The organism is Paraburkholderia sp. BCC1884, from assembly GCF_900996225.1.
GTDB lineage: Bacteria > Pseudomonadota > Gammaproteobacteria > Burkholderiales > Burkholderiaceae > Paraburkholderia.
Genome location: NZ_CAAJGL010000068.1, coordinates 1,170,559 through 1,183,555, shown reverse-complemented (window position 1 = coordinate 1,183,555; position 12,997 = coordinate 1,170,559). Strand labels below are relative to the sequence as shown.

At 55.0% G+C, this 12,997-nt stretch carries 11 protein-coding genes; 1 reads left to right on the top strand and 10 read right to left on the bottom strand.

Going from position 1 to position 12,997, the window contains the following annotated elements; all coding sequences use genetic code 11:
- Positions 1–15: 15 nt before the first annotated feature.
- The 8 genes from FQ705_RS12130 to FQ705_RS12095 all read right to left on the bottom strand — a co-directional run bounded on the left by FQ705_RS12130 (position 16) and on the right by FQ705_RS12095 (position 9,776).
- Positions 16–2,622 (bottom strand): S8 family peptidase, encoded by a 2,607-nt coding sequence (locus FQ705_RS12130; RefSeq protein WP_144141058.1) that lies wholly within the window; start codon positions 2,620–2,622, stop codon positions 16–18.
- Between the two features lie 19 nt (positions 2,623–2,641).
- Positions 2,642–3,805, bottom strand: a complete 1,164-nt coding sequence (locus FQ705_RS12125; protein ID WP_186307836.1) for an AAA family ATPase — start codon at positions 3,803–3,805, stop codon at positions 2,642–2,644.
- A gap of 104 nt (positions 3,806–3,909) precedes the next feature.
- Positions 3,910–4,671 carry a hypothetical protein gene (locus FQ705_RS12120; RefSeq protein WP_144141054.1) on the bottom strand — a complete coding sequence of 254 codons (762 nt, stop codon included), beginning with the start codon at positions 4,669–4,671 and terminating at the stop codon, positions 3,910–3,912.
- 13 nt (positions 4,672–4,684) lie between these two features.
- Positions 4,685–6,046, bottom strand: coding sequence for a thiamine biosynthesis protein ThiF (locus FQ705_RS12115; protein WP_186307835.1), 1,362 nt, complete (start codon positions 6,044–6,046; stop codon positions 4,685–4,687).
- A 482-nt stretch (positions 6,047–6,528) separates the two neighbouring features.
- A complete protein-coding gene (locus FQ705_RS12110) occupies positions 6,529–7,014 on the bottom strand; it encodes a hypothetical protein (protein ID WP_144141050.1) in 486 nt (161 codons plus the stop codon).
- Positions 7,015–7,017: 3 nt separating this feature from the next.
- Positions 7,018–7,497 carry a hypothetical protein gene (locus FQ705_RS12105; RefSeq protein ID WP_144141048.1) on the bottom strand — a complete coding sequence of 160 codons (480 nt, stop codon included), beginning with the start codon at positions 7,495–7,497 and terminating at the stop codon, positions 7,018–7,020.
- A gap of 846 nt (positions 7,498–8,343) precedes the next feature.
- A complete protein-coding gene (locus tag FQ705_RS12100; protein ID WP_144141046.1) occupies positions 8,344–8,994 on the bottom strand; it encodes a hypothetical protein in 651 nt (216 codons plus the stop codon).
- Positions 8,991–9,776 carry a sigma-70 region 4 domain-containing protein gene (locus FQ705_RS12095; protein WP_144141044.1) on the bottom strand — a complete coding sequence of 262 codons (786 nt, stop codon included), beginning with the start codon at positions 9,774–9,776 and terminating at the stop codon, positions 8,991–8,993. The genes FQ705_RS12100 and FQ705_RS12095 overlap by 4 nt, the downstream gene beginning before the upstream one ends.
- Before the next feature lie 47 nt (positions 9,777–9,823).
- Between FQ705_RS12095 and FQ705_RS12090 the strand changes: the two genes are divergently transcribed.
- A complete protein-coding gene (locus FQ705_RS12090; protein ID WP_144141042.1) occupies positions 9,824–10,042 on the top strand; it encodes a hypothetical protein in 219 nt (72 codons plus the stop codon).
- Positions 10,043–10,370: 328 nt separating this feature from the next.
- Here FQ705_RS12090 and FQ705_RS12085 read toward each other — a convergent pair whose 3' ends face one another.
- Together FQ705_RS12085 and FQ705_RS12080 are read right to left on the bottom strand one after the other, a co-directional pair.
- Positions 10,371–10,655, bottom strand: a complete 285-nt coding sequence (locus tag FQ705_RS12085; RefSeq protein WP_144141040.1) for a hypothetical protein — start codon at positions 10,653–10,655, stop codon at positions 10,371–10,373.
- Between the two features lie 406 nt (positions 10,656–11,061).
- Positions 11,062–12,543, bottom strand: coding sequence for a hypothetical protein (locus FQ705_RS12080; RefSeq protein WP_144141038.1), 1,482 nt, complete (start codon positions 12,541–12,543; stop codon positions 11,062–11,064).
- Positions 12,544–12,997: the final 454 nt, after the last annotated feature.

The window sequence follows — 12,997 nt, the reverse complement described above, 5'->3', positions numbered from 1 at the left end:
GCCCTCAAGTGATTTTTATCCTCGCGTTCGAGCTCGAGCCCTCAACGCATTGCGAATGTCGGTCAGATGAAGCGCTGACCCGCTTAACAATTCCTGCCTCAGATCGTCGTAAACGTCGACGCTCCTGGTTGGATCCTCAATCGTGAGTACGACGGCAAACGGCACGCCTTCGTCGGGAAAACTGGCAAGTTCACGCGTAACGTAATTCACTGTCAAACGCCAATCGGACGAACTGCCAATCCCGTTAAATTGCCCTTCCAATACCTTGACCGGACTCCACTTCAACCCGTCTAGCAGAAGCGCGGCCTCTCGTGAAGTCCTCTTTAGCCCATGCGAATGAACGGGTTTCAATCGCCCAATGTACGAAATCTTTTCGTCCTCGATGTCCTCGTCATCATCGCCCTCTACCGACCCACCAGAACTGGCCTGCCGAAGCGATGCATCCAGGCTAATGCGCGCTGCCTCAGCGCCGTACGTAAAATCAAGCGGAGGTGAATAGACCAATGTCATCCGCGCTGCGCCGAAGCACTTCCCGTCCGCCCCGACCAACGCCTGCGGCCACTTGAAATCAATCACGGTGTTCTCGCCGGGGCGAATGCTGTCGTGTACGACGACTCCAAACGTATGACGATCAAGCGACAAAATCTGATGCGACACGGCCGGAAAACCAAATCCAACGAGATTGCGCGCGAACTTTTTCGCTCCCCGACCTGACATCGGCGGCTTCAGATGTGCGCTGTGAATAAACATCGCCTGGAGCACTTCTCGCGGTGCCCGGCCGTCAAGCTCAAGATCGATGGCAGCAAGAGTCTTGGCCGCAAGGGGGGCGGCAAAGCTGGTGCCGAGCACTTCAGTCAACATACCGCCTTTAGTCACGCTAAACAGGCCGGTGTGATCGTCGTCACCCGCCGCCCCCCCGATATGGCAAACGTCCGGCTTAACTGACCCTCTCACTCCCGGGCCGCGCCGACTGTATCGAGCGGGGGCATCCGGAATGCATCCGGCAACGCCATGGCCGTTGGTCGCTCCGACGGAAATGTTGAGAAGTGAGTCCGCCGGACCGTGTAGCGAATCGTTCTTGCTTTCAATCAACTGCGCAGCCGCATAGGACGGGCGCCTGTCCCACTCTGGCCTCGCGTCGCCGTCTTCCGCATTCCCGGCAGAAATCACAAAGATGACGTCATAACGACGCGATATCTGATCAAGCCGCCTCGCCTCTTCGCTAAATTCGCTGTTGGAGACCGCTCTTCGATTGTTGAGGCTGAAGTTAAATATCCGGACGTCGTGTTGCTCGCGACAAGCTGCCACAACCCCTTCAAGGCGATCAAGGAACTTCGCGCTACCGCTCTCATAGTAGGAGCCGGCCAGTGCCTTGTTCTCATCGGGATACATCGCAATGTCGACGAGCCAGCACCCGTCGGCCTCGAATCTGGCAGCGTAGCCGGAATTCAGGCTTTCCGCGCCTACCAGCAAACCACCGATGTTCGTGCCGTGCTCTAGGTCACGATCTTTAGGCGCGACCAGATCATAGCTTTGGACAACCCATGACTTAAGGCTCTTCGAGATTCCACCGTCGATGACCCCCACGATTGGGTAATTTTTCCCCGTCAGAGGCGCAGGGATACGGGCTGGAACATAGGAAATCACCGACGTCGCGCCCAAACGCGCACGATGAGGAGCACTCGAAGGCGAAAAAGTCAGCTTTCTATCCGCAACGAAAACGTCGGGTACATTGACCCTCCGGACATTCGGATGTACTGCGAGCAGAGATAGCAAAGTTGTGTGTGCGTCACGACCGAACTCAGCGTCAGTTCTCAACTGCTCGGCCATTTCAGCGAATGATTCCTTGCCTCTCAAGACAGCGAACCCAGGGTTTTCTACTAGTCCGACATACACGTATGGGACGGTAGTTTCCTCGTCGTTTAGTAAGACGAACACCCCATAACGCTTGCTTAACTCGTTGAGCGACTGGATAAACGACAGCGCAGGCGATACATTGGTCGAGCGTCTTTGAGCAACCACTCCGCGCTCCAAGACCGTTGCGACAGACTCAAAAAGTTGCACGGAGTACATCGCGGCCAGACCATATCGCCGCAAAGATTCAATCGCAGACGCTGCAGACGGGATACGACGGTCGTCGGAGGACCACAGCGTGAGTTGCTCAATTGCTCCAACTTCAGAACGTTCACGGCTTGGATCTTCAACGAGCTTTCCTCGACTGTCGCGTTTGCGTCGAGTGACCTGCTCCACGCCACTCACGCTCGCGGCTACTGAGTCCAGCGCCTCCTTGTTCACGCGCACGATGAGTTCGCCGATATCACCGCCGCCAACCACAGGTGCGATATCAGGTGTGAATAGTTTCCGGGTTGGGCGGTGCGTCTTGGCCCATGCCCTCTCCTGAAGTCGTACTTTTACAAAAGCGGATTTGCAGAAATGAGACGTCGTCTGGGACAACTGCTGTTGCACCATCCGGATGTCGTTCGAAATTTTTCCCTTGTGAGCGATAAGGGCTTCGTCCCGATCCGCAAAGAAGTCTTTTTTTGAGCCACCGGCGTTCACCTTTCGATCTCGGCGCAACGCCCCTGGATTGGTCACAAAAAGTAGCGGGTATTGGTCGGCCATTGCTTCCCCCGAAGCGAACTCATGTTATCCAGCGACTTATAGTTGTTCGGTTCACCCTGAAGAGTTGGGCTAATTCCGTAATTGAAAAATTATAGTCGCTGTTCAGCGCGCGCGCGAGACTTCGATCCGATAATTTCAATGCGTCAAGAGCAAGCGGCTTTATGCGTGCCGCATGGATAAATGCTAAGCCACGCAACCTTTTTACGATTGATTGAACGCCCTCAATCAAAATCAGACTCTTTTTCAAAGAGCGGACGAAGTCCTCAATTTCCGCACCAGACGCACCGTCCATAACCCACGAAATGAAACGCACTTCGGCATCACCGAAAACAAGCGGTTCGAGGTTGCGTTTTACGATAATTTGCCGTGCATCGGCTTCAGGTACAGAGATAGCGATTTGCATTTCAAATCGCCTCCATATCGCGGGGTCCAGTAGCTGAGGGTGGTTCGTGATCCCAATCGTGATGCCGCATCCCTTCCGTTCATCGATGTTTTGCAGGAGCGTATTTACGACTCGCTTGATTTCACCGATCTCGTTGGGATCGTCTCGGAGCTTTGCGATCGCGTCGAACTCATCGAGGAGCAAAACCGCACGATGCCGGTTGGCGAACGCGAAAAGATTGCCAATGTTCCGGGAAGTCGTGCCAAGAAAAGAGGACATCAACCCGTCAAGCCGGGCCAGGATGACCGGCAATCCAAGCTGCCCAGACAACCAAAGTGCCAATTGCGTTTTGCCCGTACCCGGCTCGCCGTACAGGAGACAACTATTGGCGGGCGCGATTCCAACTCTAGCCAGTTCATCGGCCCGTCGCCATTCAAGCACAAATGCGTCCAGCGCCCGCATCAATTCCCGAGGGAGCACAGGTGGCGTCGACGGCAACTGTTTTTCGTACACAATCGTCGCCAAAGGCGAAGCCGTTTCCCTGTCCACCGGCATACGGGCGGATCGCGTCAGCGGTTCACCGGCGACGGTCAAAGAAAGAACGCCCGCTCGCTCGGACGGAGCTTTCACCGCAGCTTCGGATACCAAGGCTTCGAGCGCCCCTGCCACCGCTTGGTCATCTGCGGCGAGTAAGCGTTGCGCCAACCAGGTGACTGTTGCCGGCGAGCCGTGCCCACTCGCAAGAAAGTGCCGACAAAGCTCGATTAGTGCCAATGGATGCTGCGATTTATTTGATTTCACGTGCGTCAAACGAGGCAAAATGTGCGATTCTCTCCGCATACCGTGCACAACGTCAACACGTTTCTACCGTCGCAGCGCTGCTCCCGTCGCCTGACTCCCCACACTCATGTACCGGATGGCGCTACAGCGGCCTGAAACATCTTCCAGTAGTCGTACGCGGCTCCCGAGGAAACGCCCCAGGCAAGGGCCAGAAACGCAATGTTCGCTACGGCGCAACGGCCCATTTGGAAGTTCGTCGTCAAACGCAGCAGCCAGTTCGTCCATTTCCCCCCAGACTCGGCGAGTGCTCGCGTACCAGAGAGTGCGTTCAGCAGAATCGCGAAAGCACACGCCACTGCACCTCCGCCGCTTTCCAGGACAATCCGTTGGCCATGCTCGGTCAGGCGATGCCATGTTTCGCTGGCTGACGAACTAGCCGCAAGATCCAGAATGTCCTGTGGCATCGCATCCCGAATCTGACCGAGCACAACAAGCGCACCAACAGCGATCAGGCACGTCGGAAGAGCCTGCAGGAAACTGCTCAAGAAATCATCGCCGCGCATAGAAGAGGTCGCCACGACGAGAAGAGCCGGTACGACCGACAGGAAGCAGCCAAGATAAAGCACTTCGTGGATCGGAAAAAAGTGGCGCAGATAAAACCAGGCCGCGACCACAACAGCAACGAAGGCACCGACTACGACAACTCGGGGATCTCCTTCAGAGTCGCTTGCCGCCCCGCCGTTGACATGAGTAATATTTTTAATGTTCAGCGACTCGATACTGGTGTTGGAATTGTTGTCGCCAACGTTGTTTCCGTTGCCTTTGATGACAATTGGGCTACCGTGAAATTCGCTCATCATTGTTCCTTTTTTTGAAATTTTCGGCATGACGCCGATTAACTCACCTAGCCTCGACAGGCAGAAAACCCGGATTCACTCTCGAAAAATCAATCTTGTTGGGGACAAGTGTCCGATGTTCCAGTTCAACCAAGCTCAGATCCATTACCTCGTTTGCATTACCGCCGTGGAGAACGCGTAACACCTCTGATAAGACGAGGCTTGCCGCAAACATGCCGACAAACGCCGCGCCGACAGCCTTCCCGGCAAGTTCGGTCAGCCCACACTGGTCAAGCACACCAGTTTTTAGAAGCGCACTGTAGGCGGGCATTGACGTTGCCGAACCTTTGCCACTGTCTTTCGACCAGATATCCGCGGCGAGACGTGACCCGGGCAACGTGTGTATCCGAATCGATTGAAAATCGTCGTGAAGACTTCCCAACCCCGCCTCGACGACCATCCTGCAGCCAGCGGACTCCAGAGCCTGACGACCCTCGACGTTGTCAACACCAGACAACAGCAGGTCCGGGTCTCCACGACTTCTGGATGTCGCTGCATCAAAGATTCTCTCGACAAGTCTTGTCTCAAACCCTTTGCTTTCGAGCCATCGCGCGACGACCCGGGCCTTCGACAACCCAACATCCTCACATTCACTCAGAACTGAGGTGCTAAACGTTGATGAGGTTACGCGGTCAATGTCCTGCAGGACCACGAGTGGTCGTTCTGCCATGACGGCCCCATACGGGAGCGAACCGAGGCCCCACGCATATGCCTGTCCGAGATGCCCTAAGCCGAGCAGCCATACGCTGGAAGGGAGGTAGGACAGCAACGGTCCATCAGTGTCGTTATCCATCCAGCTCGACAACTGAGGCCCCCAAAGTGAGATGCCCGTTGTGCGGTTGCCCGCCAACACGGTAGCGGCGCTCACATGGAGAAACGCTTCGTTCACGGCCAGCGCCGCCGCGGCAATAGCGGCGAGAGGCATCACATAACCGTCTTCTCTCGAAACCGAATCCGGCTCGTCAATGGCTGCAATGCCAGCCCGCCAGCCTGCCGTTAAAAGTCTGATATGGAAGCTGGCCGCCCTCGGTGCCGGCGGACCAATCTCAATAGTCGGCAGCGATGAGCCGGCCGACGGAAGACCGCCCGCCGAACTCACTGCGGCGGCCAGACTCTCCTCCAGGCCAAGCCCCTTCTCCAAGGGCACGTCGAGCGTCCCGGACACCTCGACTCCCCCCAAAAACGTTCGCTTGCCAAGCTGAATAATGGTCAGCAACGCAATTTGCGCAGATCGTTGGCTCGCAGTTTCCGGAGCTAAGTGTACGTGCAACTTATAACCACCAAAGATTCGCTCTGCTTCTTCGAATGTTGATGCCCTGCCACTATCGACGAGCTGCTTGACGGTTCGATTTAGCGAATCAGGCATTGTGTTTACCATGGCATTCTCACAGTCCTATTGCAATGAACGAGCCGCGCTCAGATATAGCCACGCTCTGCCAAGTGTTCGATCCAAGGTAGTGGTACATACCGATGTCACGCCGACGAACAGGAGCATGAGCAAAACGAGGCACGATAAATGCCGTATGACCGATAACCGCAATCATTGGATTACAGCGGTCTGACTCGCTTTGGTCTACATCGCCTGGATGCGTGTGAACGTCGGCCACTACTTCAACGCTTAGTCGTTTGCATATTGCCCACAACTTCCCCATCTGGCTGCCATCTATGTGGACATACCCTCGGTCAAGCGACCGGGGGTCAATATCGTCATATGGCACAAAATGCGTAATTACACGCACATCACCATCCAAATAACCAAGCAGAAAAGCACCGCTCTCGCGCCGACCTTGCCCGCGCAACCTGAGCTCTCGCATGAGCTTTCGCCAGGTGAAGTATCCGCAGCGAACGTTATGCCGCCTGTGCAGAAGGCGGTAAAAAGTCGAGCGAATTGAGAAGCTCATAGACCACCTCAAGATATTGAACAATCGATCCATCTGGACGCCACAGTTGAGCCGGCATCTGAGTCTGCCAGGCAGGGTGAGTATTAATCGTTACCCTGTCGCACGGCAGATAGAGTGCCGTGCCGGACATCCAGTTTGTCCTGAACACTGTTCCGATCCGCCCTCCTTTGCTTCGAGGCCATAGCGGGTCCGTAAGCCGCGCATTCGTTTTCTGGTCCCACAATTGAGCGGTTGGCGGATGGGATGGATAGCCAGAAAGATCGAAGCGGAGCGTAAATGCACCGGTAGCAGCACGCACCTCAATCAATGCGTTGGGCCACTTCACTTCGCACAGCCGCCAACGGCCATCGAGTTCTGCAACGACGAAGGACGGGGCCTTCGTCGCAGCCATGAACGCGCGATAGTCTGGCGACTCGACAATCACGTCACTCATGGATCACCCCTGAATGCGCTCGTTCGGGACAAGGTCGAACATTACGGCACACAGATGTCCAGTCGTGAGCGCGCCAACGTGTGTCGACGCTGTGGGCCGGTCAATGGTTCCATGCAGTTGCAAAACATGCTCTGCGGCGTGAGCTGGGTCGATACGAAACGCCTTGTCTGCCCAGGCCTTTACCGATGCAAGCGTGGTTGACGGTGCAACATTGTGTGTAAGCGTGCGGCCGTTGTACGTCACGGAGGCGTCGACCCTACGGCACCGGTGAAAATGGAATCGCGGGTGCTTTTTAGTGGACAGCAGATCTCTCAGTAGTTCGTCTGTGAGTTGCGTTTCGCACCCCTCCTCGAAGATAGCCACTTCTTCAACCTTCAAGTGGCCTCCCACAGCTCGCTCGACGATGACGACAATAGATTCGTCATCCTTCGCTTCGAACGAGTGAACTTCCCGCGATCCTTCCCGTTGATAAAAGACAGTCATCGCCTACTCCCTGATTTGTCCGGGCTAGAAAGCGAGATGCTTTCCGACGCCCATACTAAGGAAATAGATTCGAACGTGAGAAACCGGAAAGATGATGTACAACGTATTGACTGATCTGGGGCGTTTTCTCGCAGGCCCTGTCCGTCATGGCATCGTTGGCGAACCGTGTAACCTGCCGCACACGCAGCGCTTCCGTCCCTGCGAGAGGGTGTCACGTCCAGTCAGCGCGAAGCCGTAGTTTCTGCCTCGCTGTCGCAGCGGCTGCACGAGCGAGGGACGAGCTGAAACGCGCTGCCCCAGAGGATCCAGACTTAGCGTATCAAGGAAACAATGACGGAGGTCAACCTGAAGGACATAAGAATACGTTCCCAAAGCGATTTTCAAAAAAATCCGGTAACTGCTCAAAGAGCAGTACTTCAGGGCATATGTCGAACTGATTCCGATTAACCTGGTCTACATTCGACCATCGGCGCGGTGAAGCTCGAATCGAGACGTGACTGAAGAGTGCAAGCAGCCGCAGCGCGCGTGATCACCCGTTGCGGACGTGCGGGGAAGGTCGTTGCGCCCTCGAGCTACCTGCAAGGAAAAGCCGAGATTCGTGCGTGGCCGTTTGCGCGCAGTCTTCATTCGGCGCATATAAGTTTGGTGCGCAAGTGTTGTCTCGCCACCCGGCCCGGTTCGCCGCGCCGTAGTGCAACAAGCACCACAGGCGGCGATCACACACTCCTACTCAGCATGGACTACCGTTCTTCTGCGACAACAATCCGCACGGGCAGGTTTACACACCCCTAAGATAGCGGTGAGATAGTTTGGTATGAAAAGACGAATCGTTGCAGACGAACTCCGTTAGGGCTTGACCTGTCCAGAATTTCGAGAGTTTAAATCGTCCATCAGCGACTTAATCTGTTCTGAGTTCAGGCCCACCGCGCGCAGGCCATCACTGAACGAAAGTCTCTCTCGTGCTATCTTTCCATCGACATCTATCGCCGCCAATCCTACAAGGTGCGGCTCCGCCCTGAGGTGCGACACAATAGTGGACTCTGGAAGCTGCAAGTAGCCCACCAGGCGAGCAATGAAGGCGGAAGGAATACTTTCCAGCTGGATTGCCCTGTCGCGTAGCTTGGATACAAAAGGCAGAGGCACCTTGAGATATTGAGCAAGTCCGCTGAACTGTTCGCGGCTCAACCGCTCAAGTGGATTCTCCGCCATCCCTCCGGTTGCCGCTGCCGTTTCTTCCGGCTGTTCAACTCTGGCGAGATAAGCTTGATATCGAGCGGTTGCCGCTTTGACAACTAAGTCATCAACGGGCGCCGCAGTTTCTTTAGGGTCGGCGAAACTATCTTTCACCAAACTCGCTGCGAACTCCGTGAGCACATGGCTATACTCAGGATATTTCTGGACGTATTTGAGCAATAAACTGGCGTCCGGAATCCCCCGCTCCACTGAAAACTGCAAAAGAATTTCCTGCAGGTCCGGTTTTTTTCTCTCGGTCATCATGTTAACTCCTTAAAGTTGGCGAGCTTCTCTCGGGCTCGCTTCTGGCGGTTCCGCACAGTGCGAGGATCAACATCGCACAAACCAGCAATCGAAGGCTCTGACTCGTCGCCACTTTCGGCCTTAACCCCAAGAATCGTGAGAATCATGACCTCTTGCTCGTCCGGCGAAAGTCTCGCAACCGCATCGAGCAATTGTGTGGAGAAGACACGAAGTTCCGGGTCTGTAAGCCCAAGTTCATTGTCCGCGGACCCTGAGCCGTCATACGCATCGTGGCCAGCGCCTTCGTCGTCGCTGTCGCTGGCAGTTACCAGGGGCACGAACCGCTCCTCGATTCCGGAGACACGCTTTGCCTCGTCAAACGCAAGAGCACTAACCGCGTTTTCGAAAAGAACCTCGAAGAAATCGAGCGGTTCACAACCTTTTCCGTGTGCGTCGGAGGCCAGCATCTCAGCAAATTTACCTGCAACGTTCTCAGTAGCCTCGTCAAGCCCAGCGATTTTCCGGGTGCGCAAGCGTACTCGCGTTCTGACAATCAGCCGCCGAAGGACCATTTCCACAAGCGCATTCGCCAGTTTTCGAGCCCCTTCCCTCTGCGCTTTGCGAAAACAACTCAGCAACGCCTCGCTGCTGCAATGCTGTGGATCCTTGCCATTTGTAATGCGAGCACGCCGAATCAACTCGGCGTCGGGAAGCAGTTCAAGCTCTTGAATCTCTCTTTCGACCTGCGGCAAGCGGGCCATAGTCACACCTGCTTCGGTCTTTTTGGTCAGTTTGCTTGGCACACTCCCTCCAATCGGCTACCCCTATATAAAGGAAATAGAGCCGAGACGTGAAAACCGGAAAGGCATTTTCAGAAAAAATTGTAACGATGGAAAAATGGACCCTCTGTCACCTGAAAACCGGACCCGGCAGGGACGTGGCAAGCCTTCGTTATCAACATTATGGAAAGCATTCATTAATAGACAAAGTCTATCAATCCATCTTGGCCTATCGGAAGGGGCCAGAAATCGGTCACCGATGGCAAAAAGCGGGCTTGCTTCGCAGCTAGGAAGCCTAGCCGGGCCCGGCCCGGTTGAAGCACGATCACTGGCGAGTCGGCCAGCGCCTGTCGGCAGACCCGGTGAGACCGGGATTCGGGCAGTTTACGATGGATTGGCTGCAAGCCGAGTTAGGCTGGCGGGGATAGCGAAGGGTCGACGAAAGCCTTCCCCATAATTTGCGCGAGCTATTCGCTGAGGATTGTTAGTGAAAACGTCGGCGTTTGTCGCGACGCCAGCGGTTACGCCTTGGCCTGCACCAGATTGAAGCAAAAGCTAGACTGGGATAATCGATGCGAGGTGGACGCGCAGGGGTATCACTCCCGCAGTGAGAAGCGCCTACCCCGCCGACTCGAGCCCGTACCAGATTCGTCCTTTCGACTCAGTAACAAGTATTGACGCGACAAGTCCAGCCTGATGTACCGCCCTTTTTGCCTTTTCTAGCACGTCCTTACGGTCCAGCTCCTGCTGAAGGTCATACTCCGCCTCGGGCATGGCGTAAAACTTGCCGTCGCCTGATTCGATAACACGTGAAAATCCGCACAATTCCATTTCAGCGTGCAGCTTTTGATATGCATCAGCCGATGGTGATATCAACTGAACGCGGGTCGTGAACTTAGGCATTTGCTTCCCTCATTTGACAGCCTTTGTTCTCCCAAGCCAACTTTGTTGACACCGCGCCATGACGTATGAGTATGAGGTTAACCCAGATCGTAGACACAATTGCTGGAAATGTTTGGCGAAAGCGATGAAGGCGAACGGAATCTTTCATCCCGAACCTCAGACTCGAGTAGGGTTTGCCCGAGCAGATCGTGATCGCGGGGCCGCCGCCTGACCGCGCTCAGTGCTGCTTGAGACCGCTTTGTCGACCACAAGCCGCTGCATCTCGCGACGCAGCTCTTTGCGCCGGTCTGAACTCTCACCAGCAGGCACATTCGCCCAAAAACCCCGTTGCCTGTCTTCTCCTGGCACAGATACCCCAGATTTGATTGCCTGTTGATTATGCATTTTGCCTGCAGAGCCGTCGCAATTAACCTGCAAAATGATCGAGATTTGATTGGATACGAAAATATGGCCGTTCTGCCGGCTCAAGTTTCAATTCCACAAACTGTTGATTAGCACCTTTCCGCTCGCGCCACAGCAGCGCGGTCTTGCTGTCGAAGGCCAGCCAGAACGGCTCATTGTCCCTAACGCTGGCCGTAGCGTCAAGAACGATGGTCACCGCTACCTCACCCTGTTGCCACTGTTCGTCAGATGAGTATTCCACCACCCAAACGAATTGAGCCATTGGCATTTCCATGACAGCCTGCACCATCTTCGGATCAAATGAGACCGCCTTGTCGCGAAAATGTCGCCGGAGCGCGGCCGTTGTAGTCACATAGTACCGCTTGATTCCCCCGTTCTTCGGAGGAAAAACCAGCTCCTTAAACAAGGTTCGAGCATGCGACGCCACGTCGCGTACTGATGAAGCAGGATAGAATATTTTCTCTGGAAGTGGCACAAGTATGGCGTCGATATCTTCCACACTCAAACCTACGACCTGCCCGGAGCGCTGCATCCTCATATACGCGTAAGGCAGTTGCTGATCGTCCGATACAATCAACGCTTCGGCACGCCGGAACACAGGCTGCGGGACGCTGACCGCGCCCCGGGTCGCCGAGAACCTGGACCACTTGACACCAACAATAGCAACCGCGTGCTCTTTGCTGTTTAACGCAGCAAACAAAGGAAACCCCGACTCCAAGTAGGCAAACACCTGCTCCAGAAAGGCAGCCGATTCGCGTTCCTTTCGGATAAGAAGCGGGAAGGTCCCTGTGGCGTAAAATATACGCTCCGCTTGCTGCAACGCTAAGCCGGCCGCAGGAACCATTCCACCCGGATCGTAGGGTTGCGCCAGCTTTGTGATCTCATGCAAGAGAAATTCAGCGTATTTCGAATATCGTTCACTGTAATGTCGCAGAATGGACCAGCATGCCACATGCGCACAAACGGAAATGTCCCGATGTTGCATCATCCATGGAAAACCGACAGCGTTCAGGCGATGGCCCAAGACATGTACTTTATGTCTTGCAGTTATTATCCCGCCAGCGACACCGATTAGCGCTTTTGGCGATATAACTGATCGGCCAATGTTGTCACCTCCCGTCGGCCTGAGAACCACATAGCCCAGATACCTTCGAGAAAGGACATCGTCCGGGTCTTCATCATCGACGTTTTCGCCTCGGATGATACGGAGTCCGTCAGCGGCGCAACTTAACACGACATCTTCGGCGAAAAGATGAAGGCGCACGCAGTTGCGCTTGAACTCATCCCCCTTTTTGGCGTAGAAGTTGTAGAAAACGCTGCGGTAGTCTTTGTCGACGTAGTCTCGTTCTACGAGAATACCTCTGACAGATCCGGACAGATTGTTCGCCAGCAGATCTGCGATACTGTCCTCCGCATACTCGGACGACAGAGATCCCACAATGGCGCGAATATCCTTTGGACCTGAAATGTCGTGCCAAACGTACACTGATTCTCCGTATCGGTGAAGGACTGGCTTGAGGTTAAAAAAGCCCCTCATCTGCAGGCTCATTAACCAGTGGCGAGACCGAACTTTAGCCGCCGGGAGCGAACAACGCAACAACGCAACAATGGGACAGCTCCTGGCAGTCAGCTTCGAACTTTTTTAAGGCAGAGCGGGTAGCATTGCGCGCGGGCGGAGCAATGGATTGATCCGCGCAAAGCCTTATGACTTCGGCATTCAGGCCGGATATGAAGGACCGGTGAACCGCAACGCGGAGGGATTTCCTCCACGTCTTCAAAGGTGAACCATATCACCGCTTATGCGCGGTGGCATCCGGTTGGGAGGCGAATCCCGCGCGTCTAGCTGAAGCTTCTGACCGGGCTTCCAGCATAGGCTGAATATCGACCTGACGCCCCGAGCATATGCCACGCAATTAATGAGCGACTTCGGCCGCGACCGC

Bases quoted from the DNA above. Each gene is read 5' to 3' on its own strand.
- FQ705_RS12130 (WP_144141058.1), bottom strand. From the start codon at position 2,622: ATGGCCGACCAATACCCGCTACTTTTTGTGACCAATCCAGGGGCGTTG.
- FQ705_RS12120 (WP_144141054.1), bottom strand. From the start codon at position 4,671: ATGCCGAAAATTTCAAAAAAAGGAACAATGATGAGCGAATTTCACGGT.
- FQ705_RS12115 (WP_186307835.1), bottom strand. From the start codon at position 6,046: ATGCCTGATTCGCTAAATCGAACCGTCAAGCAGCTCGTCGATAGTGGC.
- FQ705_RS12110 (WP_144141050.1), bottom strand. From the start codon at position 7,014: ATGAGTGACGTGATTGTCGAGTCGCCAGACTATCGCGCGTTCATGGCT.
- FQ705_RS12105 (WP_144141048.1), bottom strand. From the start codon at position 7,497: ATGACTGTCTTTTATCAACGGGAAGGATCGCGGGAAGTTCACTCGTTC.
- FQ705_RS12100 (WP_144141046.1), bottom strand. From the start codon at position 8,994: ATGATGACCGAGAGAAAAAAACCGGACCTGCAGGAAATTCTTTTGCAG.
- FQ705_RS12085 (WP_144141040.1), bottom strand. From the start codon at position 10,655: ATGCCTAAGTTCACGACCCGCGTTCAGTTGATATCACCATCGGCTGAT.